Source organism: Methylobacterium gnaphalii, from assembly GCF_007992215.1.
Lineage (GTDB): Bacteria > Pseudomonadota > Alphaproteobacteria > Rhizobiales > Beijerinckiaceae > Methylobacterium > Methylobacterium gnaphalii.
Genome location: NZ_BJZV01000005.1, coordinates 100,573 through 127,361 on the forward strand (window position 1 = coordinate 100,573; position 26,789 = coordinate 127,361).

The 26,789-nt window shown below is 68.7% G+C and carries 19 protein-coding genes; 14 read left to right on the plus strand and 5 right to left on the minus strand.

Annotated features, from left to right (window positions below; translation table 11 throughout):
• Window positions 1-137: 137 nt before the first annotated feature.
• The 3 genes from tkt to MGN01_RS06220 form a co-directional block, all read right to left on the minus strand.
• Window positions 138-2,213 (minus strand): transketolase, encoded by a 2,076-nt coding sequence (tkt, locus tag MGN01_RS06210; protein ID WP_147045728.1) that lies wholly within the window; start codon window positions 2,211-2,213, stop codon window positions 138-140.
• A 22-nt stretch (window positions 2,214-2,235) separates the two neighbouring features.
• Complete coding sequence (locus tag MGN01_RS06215) at window positions 2,236-4,098, minus strand: glycoside hydrolase family 15 protein (RefSeq protein ID WP_147045729.1); 1,863 nt, start codon at window positions 4,096-4,098, stop codon at window positions 2,236-2,238.
• 136 nt (window positions 4,099-4,234) lie between these two features.
• Window positions 4,235-4,876, minus strand: coding sequence for a hypothetical protein (locus MGN01_RS06220; RefSeq protein ID WP_147045730.1), 642 nt, complete (start codon window positions 4,874-4,876; stop codon window positions 4,235-4,237).
• A 230-nt stretch (window positions 4,877-5,106) separates the two neighbouring features.
• Between MGN01_RS06220 and MGN01_RS06225 the strand changes: the two genes are divergently transcribed.
• From MGN01_RS06225 to MGN01_RS06275, 11 genes are all read left to right on the plus strand, one after another.
• Window positions 5,107-5,694, plus strand: coding sequence for an ANTAR domain-containing response regulator (locus tag MGN01_RS06225; protein ID WP_147045731.1), 588 nt, complete (start codon window positions 5,107-5,109; stop codon window positions 5,692-5,694).
• Window positions 5,691-6,695: a CmpA/NrtA family ABC transporter substrate-binding protein gene (locus tag MGN01_RS06230; RefSeq protein WP_147045732.1), complete on the plus strand. Its 1,005-nt coding sequence runs from the start codon at window positions 5,691-5,693 to the stop codon at window positions 6,693-6,695. Before MGN01_RS06225 ends, MGN01_RS06230 begins: the two co-directional genes overlap by 4 nt.
• 320 nt (window positions 6,696-7,015) lie before the next feature.
• The gene (locus MGN01_RS06235; protein ID WP_147045733.1) at window positions 7,016-8,305 is read left to right on the plus strand and encodes a CmpA/NrtA family ABC transporter substrate-binding protein; all 1,290 of its coding nucleotides are present in this window, start codon (window positions 7,016-7,018) and stop codon (window positions 8,303-8,305) included.
• Window positions 8,305-9,177, plus strand: a complete 873-nt coding sequence (gene ntrB / locus MGN01_RS06240; protein ID WP_147045734.1) for a nitrate ABC transporter permease — start codon at window positions 8,305-8,307, stop codon at window positions 9,175-9,177. Before MGN01_RS06235 ends, ntrB begins: the two co-directional genes overlap by 1 nt.
• A gap of 11 nt (window positions 9,178-9,188) precedes the next feature.
• Entirely contained in the window at window positions 9,189-9,986 is a 798-nt protein-coding gene (locus MGN01_RS06245) for an ABC transporter ATP-binding protein (RefSeq protein WP_147045735.1), read from the plus strand.
• Between the two features lie 19 nt (window positions 9,987-10,005).
• Complete coding sequence (locus tag MGN01_RS06250; RefSeq protein WP_147045736.1) at window positions 10,006-11,229, plus strand: NAD(P)/FAD-dependent oxidoreductase; 1,224 nt, start codon at window positions 10,006-10,008, stop codon at window positions 11,227-11,229.
• Window positions 11,230-11,240: 11 nt separating this feature from the next.
• Complete coding sequence (locus tag MGN01_RS06255) at window positions 11,241-13,031, plus strand: NirA family protein (protein ID WP_147045737.1); 1,791 nt, start codon at window positions 11,241-11,243, stop codon at window positions 13,029-13,031.
• The gene (locus MGN01_RS06260; RefSeq protein WP_147045738.1) at window positions 13,028-14,632 is read left to right on the plus strand and encodes a sulfite reductase subunit alpha; all 1,605 of its coding nucleotides are present in this window, start codon (window positions 13,028-13,030) and stop codon (window positions 14,630-14,632) included. Before MGN01_RS06255 ends, MGN01_RS06260 begins: the two co-directional genes overlap by 4 nt.
• An 86-nt stretch (window positions 14,633-14,718) precedes the next feature.
• Complete coding sequence (locus MGN01_RS06265; protein ID WP_147045739.1) at window positions 14,719-17,406, plus strand: nitrate reductase; 2,688 nt, start codon at window positions 14,719-14,721, stop codon at window positions 17,404-17,406.
• A 46-nt stretch (window positions 17,407-17,452) separates the two neighbouring features.
• Window positions 17,453-18,907 carry a siroheme synthase CysG gene (cysG, locus tag MGN01_RS06270; RefSeq protein WP_147045740.1) on the plus strand — a complete coding sequence of 485 codons (1,455 nt, stop codon included), beginning with the start codon at window positions 17,453-17,455 and terminating at the stop codon, window positions 18,905-18,907.
• Window positions 18,908-19,048: 141 nt separating this feature from the next.
• Window positions 19,049-19,651, plus strand: a complete 603-nt coding sequence (locus MGN01_RS06275; RefSeq protein WP_147045741.1) for an SCO family protein — start codon at window positions 19,049-19,051, stop codon at window positions 19,649-19,651.
• On the opposite strand, the gene MGN01_RS06280 is transcribed toward MGN01_RS06275, so the two are convergent.
• Entirely contained in the window at window positions 19,596-21,530 is a 1,935-nt protein-coding gene (locus MGN01_RS06280; protein ID WP_238257710.1) for a glycosyltransferase family 2 protein, read from the minus strand. The two genes, MGN01_RS06275 and MGN01_RS06280, sit on opposite strands and share 56 nt — an antisense overlap.
• A 107-nt stretch (window positions 21,531-21,637) precedes the next feature.
• Between MGN01_RS06280 and MGN01_RS06285 the strand changes: the two genes are divergently transcribed.
• Together MGN01_RS06285 and MGN01_RS06290 are read left to right on the plus strand one after the other, a co-directional pair.
• Entirely contained in the window at window positions 21,638-22,519 is an 882-nt protein-coding gene (locus MGN01_RS06285; protein WP_147045742.1) for a transporter substrate-binding domain-containing protein, read from the plus strand.
• A 148-nt stretch (window positions 22,520-22,667) separates the two neighbouring features.
• Complete coding sequence (locus tag MGN01_RS06290) at window positions 22,668-24,371, plus strand: lysine--tRNA ligase (protein WP_147045743.1); 1,704 nt, start codon at window positions 22,668-22,670, stop codon at window positions 24,369-24,371.
• Here MGN01_RS06290 and MGN01_RS06295 read toward each other — a convergent pair.
• On the minus strand, window positions 24,368-25,372 hold the full coding sequence (locus MGN01_RS06295; RefSeq protein WP_147045744.1) for an SDR family oxidoreductase: 1,005 nt from the start codon (window positions 25,370-25,372) through the stop codon (window positions 24,368-24,370). The genes MGN01_RS06290 and MGN01_RS06295 overlap by 4 nt on opposite strands.
• 241 nt (window positions 25,373-25,613) lie before the next feature.
• Here MGN01_RS06295 and prfB point away from each other — a divergent pair.
• Window positions 25,614-26,742, plus strand: a protein-coding gene (gene prfB, locus MGN01_RS06300) for a peptide chain release factor 2 (RefSeq protein WP_147045745.1) whose coding sequence is annotated in 2 segments (ribosomal slippage) — window positions 25,614-25,682 and window positions 25,684-26,742 — 1,128 coding nt in all. Because the reading frame shifts where the segments join, the coding sequence is not laid out codon by codon here.
• Window positions 26,743-26,789 lie beyond the last annotated feature (47 nt).

Here is a 26,789-nt window from a genome sequence, read left to right on the forward strand (position 1 = left end):
CTCTCCGTCAGCCCGGAGCCGCAAAGCGGAACCCGGAATCCAGGATGGAGCGCCACGAAAAGGCGCAGCATCACGGGTGGATTCCGGGTTCCCGCCTTCAGCGGGCCCGGATTGACGATGGCGTTTCCTGCCCAGCCCTACTTCTTGTGCCGTGCAAGCTGCTCGCGGGCGGCCTCGATGACCTTCTCGGCCGAGAAGCCGAACTTCTTCTGGAGGTCCTTGATCGGCGCCGAGGCGCCGAAGGTGTGCATGCCGATGATCGCGCCGGCGGAGCCGGCATAGCGGTCCCAGCCGATCACCGTGCCCTGCTCGACGGCGACGCGGGCCGTGACCTCGGGCGGCAGGACCGCGTTCCGGTAGGCCTCGTCCTGGCGCTCGAACAGATCCCAGGACGGCATCGAGACCACGCGGGCCTTCACGCCCTCGGCCTTCAGGGTCTCGTAGGCGCCGACGCAGAGCTGCACCTCGGAGCCGGAGCCGAGCAGCAGGATGTCGGGCGTGCCCTCGCAATCGGCCAGCACATAGGCGCCCTTGGCGGTGCCGGCGGCCGGGCCGTAGGTGGAGCGGTCGAAGGTCGGCAGCGGCTGGCGCGAGAGCGCGAGCACCGCCGGCTGGTTCTTCAGCGAGAAGATCACGCGATAGGCCTCGGCGACCTCGTTCGCATCGGCCGGGCGCAGGGTGACTAGGCCGGGGATCGCGCGCAGCGAGAGGAGCTGCTCCACGGGCTGGTGGGTCGGGCCGTCCTCGCCCACGCCGATCGAGTCGTGCGTGAAGATGTGGAAGACCGGCAGCTCCATCAGCGAGGCGAGCCGGATCGGCGGGCGCATGTAGTCGGCGAAGACCAGGAAGGTGGCGCCGTAGGCGCGCAGGCCGACGAGGCCGAGGCCGTTCACGATCGAGCCCATGGCATGCTCGCGCACGCCGAAATGCACGTTGCGTCCGCCCGGGTTCAGCGGGGTCAGCGAGCCGGCCCCCTCGAAGGTGAGGTTCGACTTGTTCGAGGGCGCCAGGTCGGCCGAGCCGCCGAGCAGGAACGGCACGCGCGGGGCGATGGCGTTGAGCACCTTGCCCGAGGATTCGCGCGTCGCGAGGCCCTTGGCATCGGCGGGGAAGACCGGGATGTCCTTGTCCCATCCCTCCGGCAGGCGGCCTTCGAGGAAGGCGTCGAGCTCCTCGGCATGGGTTGCGTCGGCCTGCCGCGCCTCCTCCAGCAGCGCCTGCCACTCCGTGAACAGGGCGGCGCCGCGCTTGCCGATGCCGTCGGCGAAGGTGTCGTAGACGCCGTCCGGCACGTAGAACTGCTTGTCCTCCGGCCAGCCATAGGCGCGCTTGGTGCCCTTGACCTCCTCCTCGCCGAGCGCGTCGGAATGCGCCTTCGAGGTGTTCTGCTTGGTCGGTGCGCCGTAGCCGATGATCGACTTGACGATGATCAGGGTCGGCCGGTCGTGCGAGGCCTTGAAGGTGTCGAGCGCCGCGGCGATGGCGTGCGCGTCGTTGGCATCCGCCACGCGCATGACCTGCCAGCCATAGGCGAGGAAGCGGGCGGCGACCTCCTCCGAGAAGGCGAGCTCGGTATGGCCCTCGATGGTGATGGTGTTGTCGTCGTAGATCCAGCACAGGTTCGACAGGCGCAGATGCCCGGCGACCGAGGCGGCCTCGGAGGCGACGCCCTCCATCAGGTCACCGTCCGAGCACAGGGCGTAGACGTCGAAATCGTAGAGCGGCAGGCCGGGCCTGTTCAGGCGGCTGTTCAGGAAGCGGCTGCCGATCGCCATGCCGACGGAATTGGCAACGCCCTGGCCGAGGGGGCCGGTGGTGGTCTCGACGCCGGTGGTGAAATGGTACTCGGGATGGCCCGGCGTGCGGCTGTCGAGTTGGCGAAAGGCCTTGATGTCGTCGAGGGCGATGGCCGGGGCGTTGCCGCTGTCCTTCTCGACCACGCGGGCGAGGTGCAGCAGCCCGTAGAGCAGCATCGAGGCGTGGCCGCAGGACAGGACGAAGCGGTCGCGATTCGGCCAGTGCGGGTTGGCCGGGTCGTAGCGCAGGTAGCGGTTCCACAGGGTGTAGGCGACGGGCGCGAGGCCCATCGGGGCGCCGGCATGGCCGGAATTCGCCTTCTGCACCGCGTCGATGGCGAGCGTCCGGATCGTGTTGATCGCGAGCTGGTCGCTCTCGCTGAAGCCGCTCTTGGCGACGGTGTCTGCTCCGCTCATACCGTGTGTCTTCCCAATTTTGTCAGAGCGGCAGGGCGGTCGCCGGTGAGAGCGAGGACGTATCGTCCTCATCATCCCCGCCGGCCGCCTCGGCCGTGCCACGCGTCGCCTTCGGCGAGGTCGCGCGGCTGTAATTGAGGATCGTGTTCACGAGTGCAACGTGTGTGAACGCCTGCGGGTAGTTCCCCACCAGGCGTTTGCGCTTGACGTCGTATTCCTCGGAAACCAGTCCGAGGTCGTTACAGATCCCGATCAGGCGCTCGATGATGGCGCGCGCCTCGTCGCAGCGCCCGAGACCGATCAGGTTGTCGGCGTACCAGAATGTGCAGGGCAGGAAAGCACCCTCGCCCCCCGGCAAGCCGTCCACGCGGGACCCCTCGGTCTCGTAGCGCAGGACGAAGCCATCGCGCATCAGGTGCTTCTCCACCGCCTCGACGGTGCCGATCACGCGCGGGTCGTCCTGGGGCAGGAAGCCGACATGCGCGATGAGCAGCAGGCTCGCATCGAGCGCCTTCGCGCCATAGGACTGGACGAAGCTGTTGAGCTGCCGGTCGAAGCCCTTCTCGCAGACCTCGGCGTGGATCTCGTCGCGGATCCGGCGCCAGAGGCCGACCGGCGCCTGGGGCGATTCCTCCTCCGTATGCGCACGGATCGCCCGGTCGAAGGCCACCCAGGCCATCACCTTGGAATGGACGAAGTGGCGGCGCCCGCCGCGCACCTCCCAGATCCCCTCGTCCGGCTCGCGCCAGGCGGTCTCCAGATGCTTCATGATCGCGCGGCCGACGCGCCAACCGTCCTTGTCGCCGCGCATGCCGCGCTGGCGCGCCTGGAAGAGCGCGTCGAACAGCTCGCCGTAGACGTCGAGCTGGAACTGCTCGATCGCCGCATTGCCGATCCGGACCGGCCGCGAGCCCTCGTAGCCCGGCAGCCAGGCCAGCTCGATCTCGGGCAGCAGGCGCTCGCCGGCGATGCCGTAGAGGATGTGCGCCTGTTCCGGGCTGCCGGCGACGGCGCGCAGCAGCCAGTCGCGCCAGGCCCGCGCCTCCTCGATGAAGCCCGAATCCATCAGCGCCATCAGGGTGAAGGTCGAATCGCGCAGCCAGCAGAAGCGGTAGTCCCAGTTGCGCACCCCGCCGAGATCCTCCGGCAGGGAGGTGGTGGGCGCGGCGACGATGCCGCCGGTCGGCCGGTAGATCAGCGCCTTCAGCGTCAGCAGCGAGCGCTTGAGCATCTCGTCCCAGGGCGTGCCCGAGGCGCAGTTGTCCGACCATTCGCGCCAGAAGCGGTTCGTGTCGGCGAGCACCTTACGCGGCTCGATCGGCGGCGGGTCCTCGCAATGCGACGCGCCGTAGCTCAGCACGAACCAGACGCTCTCGCCCTCGTGGATCGTGAACTCGCTGATCGTGGTCTTGCCGGCGCCGCGCAGCGGGGCGTGCGTGCGCAGGATGACCTTGTGGGGGCCTGAAATGGCGCGCAGGTCACCGAGCTCGTTGCGGGAGACCCACGGAACGGCCGAGCCGTAATCGAAGCGCACGGCGAGATCCATGCGCATGGCGACCCGGCCCTTGAGGCCCTCGACGAGGCGGATCAGGTGCGAGCCGTCGCCCGCCGGCATGTAGTCGGTGACCCGAACCTCGCCCTCGCGGGTCGTGTGGTAGGTGTCGAGGACGAGCGAGCCGGTGCGGTAGCGCCAGGATTGCTTGGCCTGTTCGGCCACGGGCGCCAGCTTCCAGAATCCGTGCTCTTCCGTGCCGAGCAACCGCGCGAACAGGGCCGAGGCGTCGAAGCGCGGCCAGCACAGCCAGTCGATGCTGCCGTCTCGCCCGACGAGCGCCGCCGTACGGCCGTCGCCGATCAGCGCGTAATCTTCGATTCGACCTGCCATGGAACCTCGGGCGACGGCACTGGCGAAGGCCGCGAGATCGGAGGTAGGGCCAGTATTGGACCGGTCCAGCCCGGCCGCGCTTTCCTGATGCGCATCTGTGCTGCAGCGCGATGGGAGCGCGCCGCGCCAGGGACGCTCAGCGGAGGCTGGCGAGCAGATCGACCACCGAGCCGCTGAGCGAGGCGGCACCGTTGCCGACGCTGCCGCCGATGGTGCGTACGCGCTCGACCCAGGAGGCAGCAGTGGCGGCGAAGGGCAGAGCGCCGGTGGGCAGATCCTCGTCGACCTCGCCACGGCCCCGCATCGGCGCGGGCACCGCCTCGGGCTCGGATGCAGCCCTGACCGGCGCGTTGCGCGTCGCGGTATCGACGCGGCGGCTATCGGCGCAATGGGGCGCAGCACAGGGGCGGCGGGCCGCATTCCGGACGGGGCGGTTCGCGCCCTGAGTGGCAGGCGCCTTGGCGGCGGGCGACACGTCGGCCATCTGCGGCACTTCGAGAACCGGTGCCGGCAGACGCCCGAAGGCAACGGCGGCATGGACGCTCGGCATCGCCTCGGATCCGGGCAGCACCGGATGGAAGCCGCCGGGCATCGTCATCGAGGCCGCGGCCGTCACCATGGACAGGGGAGGCGCCTCGGGAGCGGACGGTGTGTGGCAGAGCAGGGACAGGAGTCCGACGGCGAGCGCGGTGACGAGCGTCGGCAGAAAGGGCAAGGCCGATCCGCGCGCCACCGTGAGCGCTTCCACTCCGGGATCGCGGGGGGCGCATGCGCTCATCGGCTCGAGCCTCCGGTTCGCCTCGTTCCGGCATTTGCCGACCGGTTTGCGGCAGAACCAGGGCCGTTTCGTCTCTGGACGGAAACAATTGCAGACACAGCGTCGAGGGAACCGGCCGCTCTTCCGGAGCCAATCGCCGCGCAGAACCTCAGGCACGCGGCTTGCAAATCCATTTGCCGTCACGCTACCGCAACCCCGTCTCATCGCTCAGCAAAAAGCACCCGGCCTCGATGACCGAGACCAGCCTCACCGTTGCCGTGATCGATCCCAGCAGCCTGCGCGCCGCGATCCTCGAAGAGGGCCTGCGCGCCGCCGGGGTCGACTCGGTCGTGGTCGTGCCGGACGGACCCGACCTGCAGGCGCGGGTCGGTGCGCTGAAGCCCGACGTGGTGGTGGTGCATCTCGAGAGCCCGAGCCGCGACATCCTGGAACAGATGTCGGGCATCTCGCGGCATGTGGAGCGGCCGGTGGCGATGTTCGTCGACCGCTCCGACGCCACCATGATGCAGGCGGCGGTGGATGCCGGCATCTCGGCCTATGTCGTCGACGGCCTGCGCACCGAACGGATCAAGCCGATCCTCGACATCGCGATCCTGCGCTTCAACGCCTTCGCCCGGCTGCAGCGGGAGCTGATGGAGGCCAAGAGCGAGCTCGCCGACCGCAAGGTGATCGACCGGGCCAAGGGCATTCTGATGAGCCGCAAGGGCTTGCCCGAAGAGGAGGCCTACAAGCTGCTCCGCAAGCAGGCCATGAACGAGAAGCGCAAGATCATCGACATCGCCCGGGCGATCGTCACGGCGGCGGATCTGCTCGGATGAGGGTCGATCTCGGATACGTGCCCCTGACGGACGCCGCTCCGGTCATTGCGGCGGCAGAACTCGGTTTCGCGCGGGAGGAAGGGATCGACCTGGTGCTGTCGCCGGAGCCGTCCTGGGCGACCCTGCGCGACCGCCTGGCGCTCGGCCATCTCGATGCCGCGCATATGCTGGCGCCGCTGGCGCTTGCGACCCGGCTCGGCCTGTCCGGCCCACAGGCGGATCTCGTGGCGCCGATGGCGCTGAACCTCAACGGAAACGCCATCACGGTCTCTCTGCCGCTATGGGAAGCGATGGCTCCAGAGGCCGATGACCTCGACGCGGTGGCCTCGGCCTTTGCCCGTCTCGCCATGGCGCGGGCAGGGGAGGGAAGGCCGCTGACCATCGCCACCGTGCACCCGTTCTCCTGCCACAGCTACCAGCTCAGGATCTTTGCCGAGCGGGGCGGCCTCGATCTCGGGCGGGCGGTCCGGATCGTGGTGGTCCCGCCGCCGCAAACCGTCGATGCGCTCCGGCGCGGCGAGATCGACGGGTTCTGCGTCGGCGCCCCCTGGAACAGCATCGCCGTTGCCGCCGGGCTCGGCCGCATCGCCGCGCTCGGCTGCGAGATCGTGCCCGATTGCCCGGAAAAGGTGCTCGCCGTGCACGGGTCACAAGCGGAGGCACTGTCCCCCCTGGTGGAGGCGCTGCACCGCGCCGGCACTTGGTGCGCCGACCCGGCCAATGTCGGCGAGTTGGCCGGCCTGCTCTCGGAGAAGGGCGGCCTCGGCCCCGATACCGATCTGATTCGTCGAACGCTCACCGGTCATCTCGTGGTGGATCCCACGGGGCTGTGCCGGACCGCCCCCGACTATCTGAGGCTCGGCTCCAGCGTGCATCGGCCGAGGCCAGAACACAGGGCTTGGCTCGCCAGGCAAATGGCGGCATCGGGCCAGATCGCCGATGCGACCGAGGTTTGCGAGGAAGCCGAGGCCTTCTATCGGCCAAGCCTGCTCAAAGCTTGACCATTGTTTGGGGGTCGCCTGCCCTTTTGCAGCGCAAAGCGTCAATCGCCTCATTTTTGTGCAACGCACCTTCTTGAGCATTCGTGTGCGCCAGATGCTGCAAGGTGTAGATTTTATCTCTTAAAATCAGCAATTTAGCTCAATCCGGCCAATTTGGCACGGTTCGTGCAAACGTCCCTACATCCGTCAACGGCGACGGATTCTAGCCGTCAGCAAGGCCGCTGATCCGGATCATCCCACGCGATGCCATCGCGCGGACGATCTCGACCAGCGGCCTTTTTTGTTCGACCGCGATAGGCGCGGCGAGGCGTGGGGACATCATGGATTTCGATCGCAGCAGCACCCGTCGCAGCCTTCTGAAAGGCGCCTCCGCCACCCTCGCGCTGGCCGCCGCCGCGCGCACGGCGCTTCCGGGCGGCGCCTTCGCACAAGGTGCGGGTCCGGAGGTGAAGGGGGCGAAGCTCGGCTTCATCGCGTTGACCGATGCCGGCCCGCTCTTCGTCGCCAAGGAGAAGGGCATCTTCGCCAAATACGGCATGCCCGATGTCGAGGTGCTGAAGCAGGCCTCCTGGGGCACCACCCGCGACAACCTCGTCCTCGGCTCAGAGGGCAACGGCATCGACGGCGCGCACATCCTCACGCCGATGCCGTACCTGATCTCGTCCGGCCGCGTGACCCAGAACAACGTGCCGGTGCCGATGTACATCATGGCCCGGCTCAACCTGAACGGTCAGTGCATCTCGGTCGCCAAGGAGTACATCGACGCCAAGATCGGCGTCGACACCAAGCCCTTCAAGGCGCTCCTCGACGCGAAGAAGGCCGCCGGCAAGTCGGTCAAGGCCGCCATGACCTTCCCAGGCGGCACCCACGACCTCTGGATCCGCTACTGGCTCGCCGCCGGCGGCATCGACCCCGACAAGGACATCGAGACCATCGTCGTTCCGCCCGCCCAGATGGTGGCGAACATGAAGGTCGGCACAATGGACTGCTTCTGCGTCTGCGAGCCGTGGAACGAGCAGCTCATCCACCAGGGCATCGGCTACACCGCGCTGACCACCGGCGAGCTCTGGAAGGACCACCCGGAGAAGTCGTTCGCCATGCGATCGGCATGGGTCGACAAGTACCCCAACGCCGCCAAGGCCCTGCTGATGGCGGTGATGGAAGCCCAACAGTGGTGCGAGAAGCCTGAGAACAAGGAAGAGCTCGCGGCCATTGTCTCCAAGCGCCAGTGGATCAACGTGCCGGTCGCGGACGTCGTCGACCGCATGAAGGGCAAGTTCGACTACGGCACCGGCCGCGTCGTCGAGAACAGCCCGGTGGCGATGAAGTTCTGGGCCGACAACGCCTCGTATCCCTACCAGTCGCACGACCTCTGGTTCATCACCGAGGACATCCGCTGGGGTAAGTACGACGCGAATGTCGACGCCAAGGCGCTGATCGCGAAGGTCAATCGCGAAGATCTCTGGAAGGATGCGGCCAAGGCGCTCGGCGTCTCGGCGATCCCCACCTCGACCTCGCGGGGCAAGGAAACCTTCTTCGACGGCAAGGTCTTCGATCCGGCCGACCCGGCCGCCTACCTGTCCAGCCTCGGCATCAAGAAGGTGGCGTGATGGCCTCGAGCTCCGCACTCTCCTCGGCCATCGGCGCCGCCCGCGATAAGGCCTCCGCCAGGAGCCGCGGGCCCTTCGTGACCATCAAGGGCATCCGGGCGGTCGCCGCCCGGGTGATCCCGCCGCTGGTGGTGCTCGCCGGCTTCCTGCTGCTCTGGCAGATGTTGTGCTCCGCCCCGACGGCCGGCCTGCCGCCGCCCTCGCGCGTCGTGTCCGAGGCCTGGGACATCATCGCCAACCCGTTCTTCGACAATGGCGGCACCGACAAGGGCCTGTTCTGGCACCTCGCCGCCAGCCTGCAGCGCGTCGCTCTCGGCTTCTCGCTCGCCGTCGTCGCCGGTGTCCTGCTCGGCACGCTGGTCGGCCAGTCGGAATGGGCCATGCGCGGCCTCGATCCGATCTTCCAGGTGCTGCGCACGATCCCGCCGCTCGCCTGGCTGCCGCTCTCCCTCGCCGCGTTTCGCGATGGGCAGCCATCGGCCATCTTCGTGATCTTCATCACCTCGATCTGGCCGATCATCATCAACACGGCGGTCGGCATCCGGAACATCCCGCAGGACTACCGCAACGTCGCCGCGGTCATCCGGCTGAACCCGATCGAGTTCTTCTTCAAGATCATGCTGCCGTCTGCGGCGCCGTACATCTTCACGGGCCTGCGGATCGGCGTCGGCCTGTCCTGGCTCGCCATCGTCGCGGCCGAGATGCTGATCGGCGGCGTCGGCATCGGCTTCTTCATCTGGGACGCGTGGAACTCGTCGCACATCAGCGAGATCATCGTCGCCCTCGTCTATGTCGGGCTCATCGGCTTCGTCCTCGACCGGCTGGTGGCCGGCGTGGGCTTGCTCGTGACCCGCGGCACCAGCGCAGCCTGAGGAGAACGCGCATGTCCCACCTCACCCTCTCCCAGGTCGGCATCAGCTTCACCCGCGCCGGCAAGACCTCCGAGGTGCTGCGCGAGGTCGACCTCACCATCGCCAAAGGCGAGTTCGTCTCGATCATCGGTCACTCCGGCTGCGGCAAGTCGACGGTGCTCAACATCGTCGCCGGCCTGCTCAAGGCCTCTACCGGCGCGGTGCTGCTCGACGGCAAGGAGGTGAACGCTCCCGGCCCCGACCGTGCCGTGGTGTTCCAGAACCACTCGCTTCTGCCCTGGCTGACGGTGCGCGAGAACGTCGCGCTTGCCGTCGACAAGGTGCTCGCCGGCAAGAAGAGCCGCACCGAGCGAGCCGAGTGGATCGAGCACAACCTCGCCCTCGTGAACATGATGCATGCCGCCGACAAACGTCCGGCCGAGATCTCCGGCGGCATGAAGCAGCGCGTAGGCATCGCCCGGGCGCTCGCCATGGAACCGAAGGTGCTGCTGATGGACGAGCCCTTCGGCGCCCTCGACGCGCTCACCCGCGCGCATCTCCAGGACTCGATCATGGAGATCCAGATGCGGCTGAAGAACACCGTCATCATGATCACGCACGACGTGGACGAGGCCGTGCTACTCTCCGACCGCATCGTGATGATGACGAACGGCCCCTCCGCCACGATCGGCGAGATCCTCGAGGTGCCGCTGAAGCGTCCGCGCCGCCGGCTCGAACTCGTGGAGGATGCCGCCTACGTGCATGCCCGCGCCGCGGTGCTCGAGTTCCTCTACGCGCGCCACGCCAAGCCCGCCTCTCTCGCAGCCTGAGGACGAGGGTCAGCGTGTCATGAGTGCGAGGGAAAGACTCGTCGTCGTCGGCAACGGCATGGCCTCGCTCCGCTTCCTGGAGCGGCTGACGGAACGGGCGCCGGGTCGCTTCGACGTCACCGTCGTCGGGGCAGAGCCGGTCGCCGCCTACAACCGGGTGCTGCTCTCCTCGCTGCTCGGCGGGGAGGTCGACGAGGCGGCCTGCGGCTTCCGCGGGCTCGACTGGTACGCCGGGCACGGCATCCGGCTGATCACGGGCGCACCGGTCACGGCGGTCGACCGCGAGAACGGTCTGGTCGTCGTCGGCGAGACCCACGTCCTGCCCTTCGACCGGCTGGTTCTCGCCGTGGGCTCGCTGCCGATCCGGTTGCCGCTGCCAGGCGCGGATCTGCCCGGCGTCGTCACGTTTCGCGATTTCGCCGACGTCGCCGCGATCCGTTCGGCGGCGGTGGACCAGGCGAAGGCGATCGTCATCGGCGGCGGCCTGCTCGGCCTCGAAGCCGCCGTCGGCCTCGCCCGGCTCGGCGTCGACACCACGCTGCTCCACGTCATGGACCGGGTCATGGAGCGCCAGCTCGACCACACCGCTGCCCGCCTCGTGACGGCAGCGATGGAGGCGCGCGGTGTGACGATGCGGCTCTCGGCCGACACCGCCGGCATCGAGGGCGACGGGAGGGTCGAGCGCGTGCGGCTCAGGGACGGCACGGTGCTGCCGGCCGATCTCGTGGTGATGTCGGTGGGCATCAGGCCCTCGACCGCCCTGGCGCAGGCCTGCGGCCTCGCAACCGGGCGCGGCATCACCGTCGACGACCACATGACGACCTCGGACCCGCGCATCTTCGCGCTGGGCGAATGCGCCGAGCATCGCGGCATCGCCTACGGGCTCGTCGAGCCGGCCTACGAGCAGGCCGACGTGCTGGCCCGGCATCTCATCGGCGAGGAGGCGGCCTATGCCGGCACTTCGCTGGCGACGAGCCTCAAGGTTTCGGGCCTGCCGGTCTTCTCGGCCGGCATCGTCGACACGCCCGAGGGCACCGACGCGATCACCGTGCACGACGCCGCCGCCGGCCTCTACCGCAAGCTGACGATCATCGATGGCCGCCTGGCCGGCGCGGTCTTTGTCGGAGACATCTCCGAGCAGGCTCGGTGCAAGGAGCTGATCCGCTCCGGCGCCCCTCTCACCCTCGACGACCGCGACGACCTGATGTTCGGGCGCCGCGAACCGCAAGCCCTTGCAGCGTAACGGACATGACCATGGCCGGAGACTTCAACGCCGAGCAGAAGCGCTACCTCGAAGGCTTCGCCTCGGGCATCGCCGCCGCTCGCCTGACCGGCGGCCTCGCCCTCGGGGGAGGTGCCGCGGCGGCCCCGTCCGAGCCGACGGGGCCCGATGCGATCCACATCAAGGCGCAGGACAAGACCGTCAAGGACGGCGGCAAGCTCTGCGACCAGGAGAAGTGGAAGCGGGCCGAGAACCCGTTCGATGGCCATAACCGGCTGATCCGCGAGGCCGCCGCCGGCACCCAGCCGAAGCCGGAGGACAATTTCCGCTGGCGCTACCACGGCCTGTTCTGGCTCGCGCCGAACAAGACTCACTACATGTGCCGGATGCGTATCCCGAACGGGATCCTTCAGCACTGGCAGTTCGCCGGTGTCGCCGATCTCGCCGACGCGCATGGTGGCCCCTACACGCATGTCACGACGCGCGCCAATCTCCAGGTGCGCGAGATCACCCCGGAGCACGGCCAGGCCTTCCTCGACGGCCTGACCGATCTCGGCCTGACCGCGCGCGGCGCGGGTGCCGACAACATCCGCAACGTCACCGGCTCGCCCACCGCCGGCATCGACGCGCAGGAGCTCATCGACACGCGCCCGCTCGCCAAGTCCTGGCACAACTGGATCCTCAACGATCGCTCGCTCTACGGCCTGCCGCGCAAGTTCAACGTGGCCTTCGACGGCGGCGGCGTGATGCCGGTGCTGGAGGAGACCAACGATATCGGCTTCCAGGCCGTCGAGGTGGTGGAGGGAGCAGGCGTCGAGCCGGGCGTCTGGATGCGCCTCGTCCTCGGCGGCATCTCCGGTCACAGGGACCTCGCCCGCGACACCGGCATCGTCCTCAAGCCCGAGGACTGCAACTTGGTGGCCGACGCGATCATCCGCGTCTTCATCGAGAATGGCGACCGCACCAACCGGGCGAAGGCGCGGATGAAATACGTCCTCGATGCCTGGGGCTTCGACAAGTACCTCGCCGCCGTCGAAGAAAAGCTCGGGCGCAAGCTCGATCGGGTTGCTCCCGAGCACGTTGCTCCTCGCAAGCCGACTGACCGTTTCAGCCATGTCGGCGTGCACCGGCAGGCGCAGGACGGCCTGAACTGGGTCGGCGTCGTCCTGCCCGTCGGCAAGATGACCACCGACCAGATGCGCGAACTCGCCAGGATCTCGTCGGAATGCGGCGACGGGCAGATCCGTCTCACGGTCTGGCAGAACTTCATCTTCTCCGGCGTGCCGGACGCCAAGGTCGCCGAAGTCGAAAGTCGCGTGGCGGCCCTTGGGCTTACCACCAAGGCGGCCGGCATCCGCTCGGGCCTCGTCGCCTGCACCGGCAGTAACGGCTGCAAGTTCGCGGCCGCCGACACCAAGGGCGACGCGATCCTCATCGCCGACCATGTCGAGCGGACGGTGAGCGACCTAGACGTGCCGGTGAACGTTCACCTCACCGGCTGCCACCATTCCTGCGCACAGCATTATATCGGCGATATCGGCCTGATTGGCGCCAAGGTGCCCGTGGGCGAGGACGGCGACATGGTCGCCGGCTACGACATCGTGGTCGGCGGCGGCTTCGCCGAGAACCCGAAGATCGGCACCGAGATCTGGAAGGCCGTGAAGGCCGAGGATTGCCCCGGCCGGGTCGAAGCCCTGCTCAAGACCTACATCGCCCTGCGCACCAGCAAGGACGAGAGCTTCCAGGCCTTCACCGCGCGCAAAGGCCCCGAGGCCCTGCGTGATGCCGCCGAAGAACAGCCCGTCCTCAAGGCCGCAGCATGACCCAGCACGTCGCTCCCCCGCTCGTCCTGATCCCCGAGACGGCCCCGTTCGACACCGATCAGCGCGCCTGGCTGTCGGGCTATTTCGCGGCCCTGCTCGGCCCAGCCGTCGGCGGCGCAACCGCGCTGGCGCCAGGCGAGGGCCCCTCGGCCGGCCCGAAGCTCGCCGACAACGATGATGCGCCCTGGCACGACCCGGCGACGCCGATCGCCGACCGCATGGCGATGGCCAAGGATGCCTCGGAGCCGCAGAAGCTGATGGCCGCCATGGCCCAGCAGGATTGCGGCCAGTGCGGGTACAACTGCGCCGACTACGCCAATGCGATCTTCCTCAAGAAGGAGGAGCGGCTGAACCTCTGCCAGCCCGGCGGCAAGGAGACGCTGCGCATGCTCAAGAAGCTGGAGGAGGAATTCGGCGCCTCCGGCGGCGCGGCCCCGGCAAATGCGGAGTCAGGCGAAACGCCGAAGGCTGACGTTGCGCTTGGTCCCCTCGGCTATTGCCGCGAAAACCCCGTCTACGCGACCTTTCTCTCCCGTACGCGCCTGAACGCTCCGGGCGGCGAGAAGGAGACCTGGCACGTCGAGATCGACCTCAAGGACACGCCGATCGACTACGCCGTCGGCGACTCCCTCGGGCTGTTCCCGGCCAATGCCCCGGCTTTGGTCGATGCGGTGATCGCCGAACTCGGCGCGCGTCCGGAGCGGATCATCGGTGGCCGTACGCTGCGCGACGCGCTGCTCACCGACTACTCCCTCGGCGCGGCGCCGGACGGGCTCTACCAGCTGCTCTCGCTGCTCACCTCCGGCGAGGCGCGCAAGAAGGCGCAGGCGCTCGCGGCCGGTGAGGATCCGGATGGCGACGCCGCCTATCTCGACGTGCTCGGCGCACTCCACAAATTCCCAGGCGCCCGGCCCGATGCTGAAGTCTTCCTGGAGTCGCTCGACGAGTTGCAGCCGCGGCTCTACTCGATCTCCTCCTCGCCGAAGATGGACGCCGGCCGGGTCTCGCTGACCGTCGACGCGGTCCGCTACAACCATCGCTCGCGCCTGCGGCTGGGCGTCGCCTCGACCCATCTCGGCGAGCGTCTGCCCGAGCAGACCAAGGTCAAGATCTACCTGCAGAAGGCGCACGGCTTCGCCCTGCCGGAGGACCTCTCCAAGGACGTCATCATGTGCGGGCCGGGCACCGGCATCGCCCCGTTCCGCGCCTTCCTGCGCGAGCGTGCCGCCACGGGGGCGCCGGGCCGCAACTGGCTGTTCTACGGCCATCAGCGCCAGGCCTCGGACTTCTTCTACAAGGACGAGTTGACCAAGCTGCGCGACGACAAGATCCTCACCCGCCTGTCGCTGGCTTGGTCGCGCGACGGCAAGGAGAAGACCTACGTCCAGGATCGCATGCGCGAGACCGGCGCCGATCTCTGGAAGTGGCTCGAGGGCGGCGCGCATTTCTACGTCTGCGGCGACGCCAAGCGCATGGCCAAGGACGTCGAGCGCGCGATCATCGACATCGCCGCCCAGCACGGCGGCAAGAGCCCGGACGAGGCGGTGACCTATCTCGCGGGCCTGAAGAAAGCGGGGCGGTATCAGGCCGACGTGTACTGACAGCCCATCAAACCTTCCCCCGCTGAGGGGGGAGGGTTCGGCCCGACCCTGCTGTTGCTGACCCCACCCCTGCCGAGGATCACGCCATGACCGTGCCCGTGTCCGACGCCACGCCAGCCGTCGTGAAGACCACCTGCCCCTATTGCGGGGTCGGCTGCGGCGTGCTGGCGAGCCCGGACGGGCAGGGGGGCGCCGGCATCGCGGGCGATCCCGGGCATCCCGCTAATTTCGGCCGGCTCTGCTCGAAGGGCTCGGCGCTCGGCGAGACGCTCGGGCTCGACGACCGGCTGCTGCATCCGATGGTCGACGGCTCCCGGGTGACCTGGGAAGGCGCGCTCGGCACCGTGGCCGGCAGCCTGCGCAGGATCGCCGAGGAGCACGGCCCGAACGCCATTGCCTTCTACCTGTCCGGCCAGCTCCTGACTGAGGATTACTACGTCGCCAACAAGCTCGCGAAGGGCTTCCTCGGCACGCCCCATGTCGACACCAATTCCCGGCTCTGCATGTCGAGCGCGGTGGCGGCGCACCGGCGCGCCTTCGGCTCCGACACGGTGCCCGGCTGCTACGAGGATCTCGACGAGGCCGACCTCATCGTGCTGGTCGGCTCCAACACCGCCTGGTGCCACCCGATCCTGTTCCGGCGCATGGCCGACGCGAAGGCGAAGCGCGGGACGCGGATCGTCACAATCGACCCGCGCCGCACGCAGACCGGCGAGGAGGCCGACCTGCATCTCGGCCTTCGGCCAGGCACCGACACCGCCCTGTTCTCGGGGCTGCTCGTGCATCTCGCCACGCAGGGCGCCGTGGACCGCGGCTACGTCGCCGACCATACCGCAGGCTTCGACGCCGCCCTGGAGCGGGCCCAAAGCATCGCGCCGAGCATCGCCGCCACCGCCGCCGCGACCGGACTGGGCGAGTCGGACGTCCAGACATTCTTCGAGATGTTCACCCGCACGCGGCGCGTGGTGACCTGTTTCAGCATGGGCGTGAACCAGTCGGCGCAGGGCACCGACAAGGGCAACGCCATCATCAACTGCCACCTCGCGACGGGACGGATCGGCCAGCCCGGCATGGGGCCGTTCTCGCTGACCGGCCAGCCCAACGCCATGGGCGGGCGCGAGGCCGGGGGGCTCGCCAATATGCTGGCCGCCCACATGCACTTCGCTCCGGAGGAGGTCGACCGCGTCCGCCGCTTCTGGGATGCGCCGAACATCATCACCGGCGAGGGCATGAAGGCGGTGGCGATGTTCGAGGCCATCGCGCGGGGCAAGATCAAGGCGCTCTGGGTGATGGGCACCAACCCCCTCGTCTCGATGCCCCGCGCCGATGCCGTGCGCGAGGCGATCGCGGGGCTCGATCTCTACGTGGTCTCCGAGGTGCTCGCCACGACCGACACCGCCCGGGCCACGGCGAAGAAAACCGTCCTGCTGCCGGCGCTCGCCTGGGGCGAGAAGAGCGGCACGGTCACCAATTCCGAGCGGCGCATCTCGCGCCAGCGCAGCTTCCTCGCCGCGCCCGGCGAGGCGCGGGCCGACTGGGCGATCATGAGCGACGTCGCCAAGCGCCTCGGCTTCGGAGCCTCCTTCGCCTACACCTCCGCCGCCCAGATCTTTCGCGAACACGCGGCGCTTTCAGCCTTCGAGAATGAGGGGACCCGCGACTTCGATCTCGGCGGCCTCGCCGAGATCAGCGACCGCGCCTACGATACCGCAACGCCAGTGCAATGGCCGATCCCGAAGCGATCGGGCGATCCTCGCAAGGGCAGGGCGCGCCTCTTCGCGGACGGGCGCTTCTACACCTTCGACGGGCGCGCCCGCTTCGTTGCGGTTCAGCCGCCGGCCCTGGCCTCGGTCCCGACCGCCGAGCGGCCGCTGATCCTCAACACTGGCCGGGTGCGCGACCACTGGCACACCATGACGCGCACCGGGAAGAGCCAGCGCCTCTCGGCCCACCGTGCGGCGCCCTTCCTGGAGATCCACCCCGACGACGCGGTGCGCTACCGGCTGACGGAGGGCGGCTTCGCCCGTGTTTCGACGGACCATGCCAGCGCCATCCTCGAAGTCGCGGTCACCGACGGTGCGCAGCCGGGGAACGTGTTCGCGCCGATGCACTGGAGCGACATGACCGCCTCGCATGGCCGCGTCGTCGCCCTGGTGCGAGGGGCACCGGACCCGGTCTCCGGCCAGCCCGAGCTGAAGGCGACGCCGGCCGCCGTCACGCCCGTCGCCTATCGCTCGCGCGGCTACCTGTTGACCCGATCCGCGATGCCGGCCACCGCGGGCTGGTGGTGGACGCGCGCCGCCGTTCAGGGCGGCCACGGCCTGATCTTCGCGACCCAGGACGGCTCGCGCGAAGTGGCGCTCGCCCTGCGCGGGCTGTTTCCAGGCCACGAGATCGCCGAGTACTCCGACCATGCCCGCGGGCTCTACCGGCTCGCGGCCTATCGTGACGGCCGCCTCATGGCCTGCCTCGCCGTCGAGGCGGGCGAGCGGCGGCCGGACTGGGAACTCGCCAAGCAGGTCTTCGCCGCCGACGAGATCACGGCGGCCGACCGGCGCAGCCTGCTCTCGGGAAGGGCGCAGACGGCCTCCGCTGGCCCGGTGATCTGCGCCTGCCACGGCGTCGGGCTCGACGTCATCACCGCCGCCATCGCGGCAGGCGCCGGCTCGGTCGAGACAGTGGGCGCGGCCTGCAAGGCCGGCACGAATTGCGGCTCGTGCATCCCAGAGATCCGCAAGCTGCTGCCCGCGGCGCTTGCGCGCGACGCTGCGTGAGGTCACGTTCGCAGTGAGCACGATGTCGAGACCCACGCTTTCGTCGATGAGCACGCCCCGCCAACCCCGCGAAACCCGCGCCGGCCTCGAGCCGCTGGCGGTGCTGCCCGTCTTCGTGCCGCTGCAGGGCAAGCGCGCCGTGCTCGCCGGCTCGAATGGCGGTGCCCCCTGGAAGGTGAAGCTGCTCGCCGCCGCCGGCGCCCTTGTCGACGTCTACGCGCCCGAGCCGAGCGAGGAACTGCTGGCCGTGCCGGGCGAGATCGCCGCCGGCTCCGTCACCTTGCACCGGCGCGGCTGGACCCCGGAGGATCTGGCAGGGGCCGCCTTCGCCATCGGCGCGACGGAGGACGAGGCGGATTGCATCGCCTTCGTCGCCGCGGCGCGCGCGGCCGGCGCCATCGTCAACGCCGTCGACCGGCCGCATCTCTGCGACGTGAAGTTCGGCGCCATCGTCAACCGCTCGCCGCTGGTGGTGGGCATCTCCACGGAGGGCGCAGCCCCCGTCTTCGGGCAGACGGTGCGGGCGCGCATCGAGGCGATGCTGCCGCGCGGGTTCAGTCGCTGGGTTGCGGCAGCGCGCGACTGGCGCGATGGGGTCTCGGAACGCTTCCACGGCTTTGCCGAGCGCCGCGGCTTCTGGGAGCGTTTCACGGACCGCGCCTTCGCCGAACCCGACCGAGCCCCGACGCAAGGCGATCTCACGGAGCTGCTGGGCGAGACCGAGGCCGCTCCGAAGGGCGGCGCGGTAACGCTCGTCGGGGCAGGGCCAGGCGATGCCGAGCTCCTGACTCTTAAGGCCCTGCGGGCGCTGCGCAACGCTGACGTCATCCTCTACGACGACCTCGTCGCCCGCGAGATCCTCGACTATGCCCGCCGCGAGGCCCGCACCATGCTCGTCGGCAAGACCGGGCACGGCCCCTCCTGCCGCCAGGACGACATCAACGCACTGATGGTCTCGCTGGCCAAGACCGGCAAGCAGGTGGTGCGCCTGAAATCCGGCGACCCGCTGGTCTTCGGGCGGGCCGGCGAAGAGCTGGAAGCCTGCCGTCTCGCCGGGGTGCCCTGCACCGTGGTGCCCGGTGTCACGGCCGCCCAGGGCGCCGCCGCCTCGCTCGGCGTCTCGCTGACCCATCGCGACGCCGCGCGCCGCCTGCAATACGTCACCGGCCACGACCGCCGCGGCGCGCTGCCGGAAGACCTGAACTGGGGGGCGCTCGCCGATCCGAGCGTCACCACCGTGGTCTACATGCCCAAGCGCACCCTCGGCGTCCTGCTGGAGCGCGCCATCTCGGAGGGCCTCGCCCCCGCGACGCCAGCCCTCGTCGTCTTCAACGCCACGCGGCCCGATCAGGCCACCGTGACCGGCACGGCTGCGGACCTCGCGGCACGGATCGAAGCGGCCGGACTCGAAGGCCCGGCGATCCTGATGGTCGGCGAGGCGTTAGGCCTCCGCGAGGCCGAGGCGATCATCGGCACCGCGCCGGATCGGCTGGCGATCTGAGCAGCGCGGCCGCGTGACAAGGGCGCCCTGTCTCGACGCGGCCATAGCCCTGCGCGCTTGCGGATCCTTGGCGGGGCAGGGGGCTAGGCGGTAAAGGGGCGGGCACGCCGAGCCCACCTGATCAAGATCGGTCGATCCGCCATGCCCGCTGCCACGCCTGCCGCGCGCCGCATCCTCCTGCCGCTCCTGGCCTTCGTCGCGGGCATCGTGTTGCTCTCGGCAGCCGCCGTCGTCTACCTCGTCCCGCAGGGCCGACCGGCCGCGACCGCCGCCGTCGGCGGCCCGTTCACCCTGGTGAACCAGGATGGCAAGACCGTCACCGAGCGCGACTTCGCCGGTACGACGCACCTGATGTTCTTCGGCTTCACGCATTGCCCGGACGTCTGCCCGACGACATTGCAGCAGATCTCCGATGTGCTGGCCGCCCTCGGCCCCAAGGCCGACAAGCTCAAGGTCGCCTTCGTCACCGTCGATCCCGAGCGCGACAATCCGGCCGCCCTGAAGGAATACCTGTCGAGCTTCGACCCGCGGATCACCGGGCTGACCGGCACGCCCGAGCAGGTCACCGCGGCGCTCAAGGCCTATCGCGGCTATGCCAAGAAGGTGGAGGGCAAGGACGGCGACTACGTCATGGAGCACACCGCGCTCGTCTACATCATGAGCGCCCGCAACGAGTTCATCGGTTCCCTCAACCTGCAGCGGCCATCGCAGGAATCGGCCGCGGAGCTGGCGAAGCGGATCTGAGACCGGAGCGCGTCAGCCGTGCACCACTGCGCGAGGTGCGGGCCAGCCCGTGCTCGGTCTTGTTCCAGCGGTGCGGATGGCGGGCGAGTTCGAAGACCGCCAGCCATGCCGCGGCGCTGACCAGCCCGAAATAGAACGGCAGCAACAGGGTCCAGAGCATCAGATCGTGGCGTTTGCGTCGCCGGCAGGCGACGAGCGCCGGAAGCACCATCGCGAGAAGCCCTCCGACGAAGACGGCGTGCGAGCCCATCCGTGTCGCGTCTGAGAGGATGCCGGCCTCGGCCTGCGGACCGAGCAGCATCTGGTAGATCGTCCAGAGCGTCAGGAGCGGATAGACCAGCGCCGACAGGACGGTCCCCGGCACGAGCGTCAGCGCGAAGAAGCTCCCGACCGGACCCAATCGACCGTAAGTCTCCCGCGGATGGCGCAGATGGGTGAAGCTCGTCTGCAGAAATCCCTTCATCCAGCGCGTTCGCTGGCGCAGCCAGGGCTTCACCTTGACGAGCCCTTCCTCCTTGGTGTCGCTCGGCAGGTCGCCGACATGATAGCCCGCCAGGGCCATGCGGATGCCGAGATCGGCATCCTCGGTGACGTTCCAGGCGTCCCATCCATAGAGCTCGCGCAGAACGCGTGTCCGGAAATGCGTCGTGGTTCCGCCGAGCGGCGTCGGCATCCGCCACGCGGCAAGCGCCGGCCCCAGCACGTCGAACAGGGCCGAGTACTCGATGGTGAACAGCCGGGTCAGCCAGCCGTCCTTGCAATTGTCGATCAGGAGCCGCCCCTGCAGGCAAGCCGTCGTGGCGGGCGCCCGCGCGAAGAGCGTGGCGGCCAGCCGGAGCTGGCGCGGGTCGACCACGTCCTCGGCATCGTAGACGACGAGATAGTCGCCGCGGGCCAGGGGAAGAGCCACGTTCAGCGCGCGTGGCTTCGTCCGGGGCAGCCCCGGCGGTGCCGTGACGACCTCGAACCGCGCCGGCATCGGCACCCGCCGCAGGGCGGCAGCCGTCTCGGCATCGTCGGCCTCGATCAGGAACTTGATGTCTAATTTCGCCTGCGGGTAGTCGAGGCGCCCGAGGGATAGAAGCAGCTGATCCACGACGCGCGCCTCGCGACAGAGCGCGACCATCACCGTGTAGGTCGGGAGCGCGTCATCGCCGAGACAACGCATGCCGGCGACGGCGTTGGGACGCGACCACACGAAGATGGAGGCGAGCCGTACCGTCAGCATCGCCGCGGTCACGATCTGAAGCAGCCCGAGCAGGCTCATGCTGAGTCCGTTCGGAAGACTCGTCATCAGAAACAGCAGGGCGAGCACGGTACCGACGACGATCAAGTCGCCTGGCTGGACACCGGGCCGGCAGGACCATTCCGGAAAGTGCTGTTGCAGGCCATCTGCGGCCTCGGTCGCGACGGCGTCAGCGCGTTGCGCAAACACGGCAAGCCGCAGCCGGGTCGGTGTCGTGATCGCGGGAAGAACGGCGGAGCGCTTCCGCGCTTCGATCAGCTGAGCCACGGCGCGTCCGCGCGGTGCGCTGACTGCGGCGCGGGGTGATGGCTGCACCAACGGTGCAGCGCCATCCTCGAGCACCTGCTGCGTGCCTGCCGACAGGCAAAGGCGGATGTCTTCGAGAAACGGAGCGCCGAGCGAAGCGGCCAGAGCGCGGTAGAAGACGTCCTCGCTGATGAGCCCCGTATTGAGCAGTGTCGTCGCCGCATCGATCCGGCATCGGGGTGCCGTCTCGGCCGCTTCGGCCAGCGTCTGGTAGGGAAATCCTGCCGCGAGCAGGAAGCCGATCTCCGGCGGAAGCATCACGGCTTCCGCCGCCGGTCCCTCGCCGAGCGCGCCACGTGCCACGATGGACCTGTCGAGGACCGCCATGATGGACGCTCCCGAGGGGCTCGACGGTATGGTAGGGAGGCGCGGTGAGCCCGATCTCGTCATCCCTTCCGCAAAGCCATCGCAACCGCCCGCGACGAGCAAGCGTCGTGCGCGTTCTGGTTGTGAACGGTTTGTTAACCTTCGCCCTATTGCTGGCCGGTGCGGCAGGTTCGACACAGGCGCAGGCTCCGGCCGCACCCGTGGCACAGCCGTCGAGCCCCTCCGTCACGATCCCGAACTTCTGGAATCCGCGTGCGCGCGGCGAGCGGGTCGAGGCGCCGCAGCTCGGGCGTCCGGTTCGATTCCTCACCGACGACGAGTTTCCGCCCCTGCATTTCGCGGGGCCCGACGGCAACCCGACCGGCTTCTCGGTGGAGCTGGCGCGCGCGGTCTGCGAACGCCTCTCGATCCAGTGCACCGTGCAGGCGCGCCGCTTCGACACGCTGCTCGATGCGCTGGGCGACAAGCAGGGCGACGTCGTCGCCGCCGCGATCCCGCTGACGCCGGGCCTGCGCGCCCGCTTCCTGGCGACGCGCCCGTATTTCCGCTGGCCGGCGCGCTTCGTCTCGCGCGGCGACAGGGGGCAGCCCGCTCCGTCTGCGCAGGCCCTCTCGGGCAAGAATGTCGGCGTGATCGAGAACAGCGCGCACGCGGCCTATCTGAAAACCTTCTTCCCCGCTGCTGTGCCGAAACCCTTCCCGGATCTCTCGGCGGCGGAGGCCGCGCTGAGGCGAGGGGAGGTCGACTACGTCTTCGCCGATGGGCTCAACCTCGCCCTCTGGATCGGCGGCCAGGATTCCGAGGGCTGCTGCGCCTTCGTCGGCGGCGACTATCTGGAGAACCGCTATTTCGGCGAGGGCATCGGCCTCGTCACGCGCAGCGAGGATGCCGCGCTGAACCGCGCCCTCGACGACGCCCTGCAGCGCGTCTGGGACGACGGCAAATATGCGGAACTCTACCTGCGGTTCTTTCCCATCAGCCCGTTCTAGAGCCGTATCCGGCCTGATTGCATCAGGCCGGAGGCTCAAGGTCTGGTTTGACGCGCTTTCTTTCGACGGACTGGCATCCACTTCGTCGCAAAGCGCTCTGTGCCATCGCGTTGACCGGCCCGGACCCGGTCCATAGTAAGTCTCGCCCATGACCGTCCCGCTCGCTCTCGACCCCGATACCGTAGAGGCTGCCGCCACGGCGGCTGCATGGCCCTTCGAGGAGGCGCGCAAACTCGTCGCGCGGCTCGAGCGCAAGCCGAAAGCGGAGGTGCTGTTCGAGACTGGCTACGGCCCCTCGGGCCTGCCGCATATCGGCACCTTCGGTGAAGTCGCGCGCACCTCGATGGTGCGCCACGCCTTCCGCGTGCTCACCAACGACAGTGTGCCGACGCGGCTCATCGCCTTCTCCGACGACATGGACGGCCTGCGGAAGGTGCCGACCAACGTCCCCAACCAGGACGCGCTCACGGCTGCGCTGAACCTGCCGCTGACGCGAGTGCCCGACCCCTTCGGCACCCACGAGAGCTTCGGCCACCACAACAATGCCGAGCTGCGCCGCTTCCTCGACGCCTTCGGCTTCGACTACGAATTCCGTTCCGCTACAGAGTGTTACAAGGCCGGGGTCTTCGACGACACCCTGCGCCTGGTGCTCGACCGCTACGAGGCGGTGATGGCGATAATGCTGCCGTCGCTGCGCGCCGAGCGCTCGGCCTCGTACTCGCCCTTCCTGCCAGTCCACCCGGTCACCGGGCATGTCATGCAGGTGCCGATCGACGAGGTGAAGCCGGCCACCGGCACCATCGTCTGGCGCGATCCGGCGACCGGCGAGGTCTACGAGACCCCCGTCACCGGCGGCCATGCCAAGCTGCAATGGAAGCCCGACTGGGCGATGCGCTGGGTGGCGCTCGGCATCGATTACGAGATGGCCGGCAAGGATCTGATCGATTCCGTCAAGCTCTCGGGCCAGATCGCCCGCGCGCTCGGCGCCGAGCCGCCGGAGGGCTTCAACTACGAGCTCTTCCTCGACGAGCACGGCCAGAAGATCTCGAAGTCGAAGGGCAACGGCCTGACCATCGACGAGTGGCTGACCTACGGCACGCCGGATTCCCTGGCGCTCTACATGTACAACAAGCCCCGCGAGGCCAAGCGCTTGTTCTTCGACGTGATTCCGCGCCACGTCGACGAGTACGACAACTTCCTCGGCCGCTACCCCAAGCAGGATGCCAAGCTGCGTCTCGGCAACCCGGTCTGGCACCTGCATGCCGGCAACCCGCCGGCTCCGGAAGCGATCGACGCCTCCGGCACGGTGCTGAGCTTCGCCATGCTGCTGAACCTCGTCGCCGTGGCCAATGCGGAGACGCCGGACGTGCTGTGGGGCTTCATCCGCCGATATGCGCCGGATGTCGGTCCGCAGACGCATCCGCGGCTGGCCGCGCTCGTCGACCGGGCTCTGGCCTATTACCGGGACTTCGTGCGCCCGAATAAGGCCTACCGTGCGCCGACCGAGGAAGAGGCTGCAGCCCTGCACGATCTCTCACAGACGCTTGCCGAGCACGCCGGCTCAACCGATCCCGAAGCGTTGCAGGCCGTGGTCTACGAGGTCGGCCGTCGGCATTTCCCGGATCTCTCGGGCAAGTCGAAGAGCCCCGACGGACGCCCCGGCGTGGCCAAGACCTGGTTCGCCTCGATCTACAACCTGCTCTTCGGAGAGGCGCAGGGACCGCGCTTCGGCTCGTTCATCGCGCTCTACGGCGTTCCCGGCACCCAGGTCCTGATCGAAAAGGCGCTGAGCGGCGACCTCGTCGCCGAACATGCCGCCTTCCTCGAATCCCGGAAGGCCATTTCAGGCTAACGGGACATCGTTCCGCGCCGGGCGACGAGCAGGGCCGCGCCGGCCGCCAGTCCCAGCGCTGCCGCTGCGCCCACGCGCAACCATGCGGGATCGGCCGCCACGACGTATCGTGAGGCGTCGGCGTCGAACCGTCCATGCGCTCCGGGGTCGGTATCGACGGGATCGAACAGATTGTCCGGCCGTTCGCCGCTCTCGGCGCGGTTCGACATCTCGCCCTGGTAGCCGTTGCGCCCGAGATAGCGGTCGATCAGGCCCGGCATCAGCATGTTGCCCAGGATCGCCGTCCAGGCGGATGTGCCGATCCAGAGCTCGCGTGGCGCATCAAGCGCGGCGCGATACACATGGCGGGCAATCGCCTCGGGCTGAAAGATCGGCGGCACCGGCTTCGGCTTGCGGGGCAGGGTGGAGCGAGCCCAGTCGAACTGGGGCGTGTTCACGGCTGGCAGATGGACCATCGACAGCCTGACGCCGCTGCGGTCGTGCAGGAGTTCGGTACGCAGCGAATCGACGAAGCCGCGGACGGCCGCCTTTCCCGCGCAGTAAGCCGATTGCAGCGGGATCGAGCGATAGGCCAGCACCGAGCCGATCGACACGATGGTTCCGCGATCGCGCGGTAGCATGTGCCGGAGCGCGGCCAGCGTCCCGTGCACCTGCCCCAGATAGGTGACGTCGGTGACGCGCCGGAATTCCTCCGCGGTCATACGAGCGACGGGGGCATAGACCGTCACCATCGCATTGTTGACCCATGCATCGATGGCGCCGAAACGCGCCGCCGTCTCGTCCGCCACCTGCTGGATCGCATCCGGGTCCGCGACATCGACCGCGAAGGTAAGAGCCCGCACACCCTCGCGCTCCACCTCGCGCCTGGCTCCCTCCAGACCCTTCTCGCCTCGCGCAACGAGGACGACGTTCCAGCCATTGCGGGCAAACTCGACCGCGATCGCTCGTCCGACGCCCGCGCTCGCGCCGGTGACGACGACGGTTCTCCGGTCTTTGCCCATGCGATTCCCACCCCGAAAGCAGCGCCCTGGGACTGGGCCCTGCCTGCAAACGCAGCGCTGGACCCGGTGCTCCCGCCGAAGAAGGAATTGCGAAAGGACGGATCACCTGACCTGACGCCTGCCGAGCTCAGCGGGACAACATGGTACGCGAGCGGGACGAAACAGCTTGGGTGAGATGCGGTTTACAGCGCCGGGTGCCCCCGGTATCACCCCGGCCTTCACCGCACACGAGCCACACCAGATGCGCGCCGAGATCGAGCAGAGCTCGGATGCCGCCAAGCAGTCTATAGGGCTGCTGAGGAGGCATCTTTGACTGGGATACAGTCGATAAACGCCTCGCGGAGCTGAACGCAGCCTCCGAGAACCCCGACCTCTGGAACGATGCCGAGGCCGCGCAGAAGGTCATGCGCGAGCGTCAGCAGCTCGACGAGGCCGTCAGCGCCATCAGGAAGCTGGAGCAGGACCTCGCCGACGGCGCGACGCTGATCGAGCTCGGCGAGATGGAGGGCGACCAGGACTCAATCACCGAGGGCGAGAACGCGATCAAGGCCGTCGAGAAGGAGGCCGCGAGCCGCCAGGTCGAGACGCTGCTCTCGGGCGAGGCCGACGGCTTCGACACCTATCTCGAAGTCCATGCAGGCGCTGGGGGCACCGAGAGCCAGGACTGGGCCAACATGCTGCAACGCATGTATGCCCGCTGGGCCGAGCGCCGGAAGTTCAAGGTCGAGATCGTCGAGATGACCGACGGCGAAGAGGCCGGGATCAAGGGCGCCACGCTCCTGATCAAGGGCCACAACGCCTATGGCTGGCTCAAGACTGAGTCCGGCGTGCACCGGCTGGTGCGCATCTCGCCCTACGATTCCAACGCGCGGCGGCACACGAGCTTCGCCTCGGTCTGGGTCTATCCGGTGATCGACGATCGGATCGAGATCGAGATCAAGGAATCCGACTGCCGCATCGACACCTACCGCTCGTCGGGCGCCGGCGGCCAGCACGTCAACACCACGGATTCGGCGGTGCGCATCACGCACAATCCGACCGGGATCGTGGTGGCCTGCCAGCAGGAGCGCTCGCAGCACAAGAACCGGGCCACCGCCTGGAACATGCTGCGCGCGCGCCTCTACGAGGCCGAGCTGAAGAAGCGGGAGGAGAAGGCCAATGCCGAGGCCGCCTCAAAGACGGATATCGGCTGGGGCCACCAGATCCGAAGCTACGTGCTGCAGCCCTATCAGCTCGTGAAAGACCTGCGCACCGGCAAGCAGTCGACCGATCCGGACGCGGTGCTGGACGGCGATCTCGACCCGTTCATGGAGGCCTCGCTCGCCGCGCGGGTCTACGGTGCGACGGAGGCCGTCGAGGATATCGACTGAGGCGCCTCACGGTCCACGGTTGAGCCCTTCGATCGTCACGCGGCCGA

Bases quoted from the DNA above. Each gene is read 5' to 3' on its own strand.
- MGN01_RS06290 (WP_147045743.1), top strand. From the start codon at position 22,668: ATGACCGTCCCGCTCGCTCTCGACCCCGATACCGTAGAGGCTGCCGCC.
- MGN01_RS06220 (WP_147045730.1), bottom strand. From the start codon at position 4,876: ATGAGCGCATGCGCCCCCCGCGATCCCGGAGTGGAAGCGCTCACGGTG.
- MGN01_RS06245 (WP_147045735.1), top strand. From the start codon at position 9,189: ATGTCCCACCTCACCCTCTCCCAGGTCGGCATCAGCTTCACCCGCGCC.
- MGN01_RS06255 (WP_147045737.1), top strand. From the start codon at position 11,241: ATGGCCGGAGACTTCAACGCCGAGCAGAAGCGCTACCTCGAAGGCTTC.
- MGN01_RS06280 (WP_238257710.1), bottom strand. From the start codon at position 21,530: ATGGCGGTCCTCGACAGGTCCATCGTGGCACGTGGCGCGCTCGGCGAG.
- MGN01_RS06230 (WP_147045732.1), top strand. From the start codon at position 5,691: ATGAGGGTCGATCTCGGATACGTGCCCCTGACGGACGCCGCTCCGGTC.
- MGN01_RS06225 (WP_147045731.1), top strand. From the start codon at position 5,107: ATGACCGAGACCAGCCTCACCGTTGCCGTGATCGATCCCAGCAGCCTG.
- MGN01_RS06275 (WP_147045741.1), top strand. From the start codon at position 19,049: ATGCCCGCTGCCACGCCTGCCGCGCGCCGCATCCTCCTGCCGCTCCTG.
- MGN01_RS06260 (WP_147045738.1), top strand. From the start codon at position 13,028: ATGACCCAGCACGTCGCTCCCCCGCTCGTCCTGATCCCCGAGACGGCC.
- tkt (WP_147045728.1), bottom strand. From the start codon at position 2,213: ATGAGCGGAGCAGACACCGTCGCCAAGAGCGGCTTCAGCGAGAGCGAC.
- ntrB (WP_147045734.1), top strand. From the start codon at position 8,305: ATGGCCTCGAGCTCCGCACTCTCCTCGGCCATCGGCGCCGCCCGCGAT.
- MGN01_RS06235 (WP_147045733.1), top strand. From the start codon at position 7,016: ATGGATTTCGATCGCAGCAGCACCCGTCGCAGCCTTCTGAAAGGCGCC.
- MGN01_RS06265 (WP_147045739.1), top strand. From the start codon at position 14,719: ATGACCGTGCCCGTGTCCGACGCCACGCCAGCCGTCGTGAAGACCACC.
- cysG (WP_147045740.1), top strand. From the start codon at position 17,453: ATGAGCACGCCCCGCCAACCCCGCGAAACCCGCGCCGGCCTCGAGCCG.
- MGN01_RS06215 (WP_147045729.1), bottom strand. From the start codon at position 4,098: ATGGCAGGTCGAATCGAAGATTACGCGCTGATCGGCGACGGCCGTACG.
- MGN01_RS06295 (WP_147045744.1), bottom strand. From the start codon at position 25,372: ATGGGCAAAGACCGGAGAACCGTCGTCGTCACCGGCGCGAGCGCGGGC.
- MGN01_RS06250 (WP_147045736.1), top strand. From the start codon at position 10,006: ATGAGTGCGAGGGAAAGACTCGTCGTCGTCGGCAACGGCATGGCCTCG.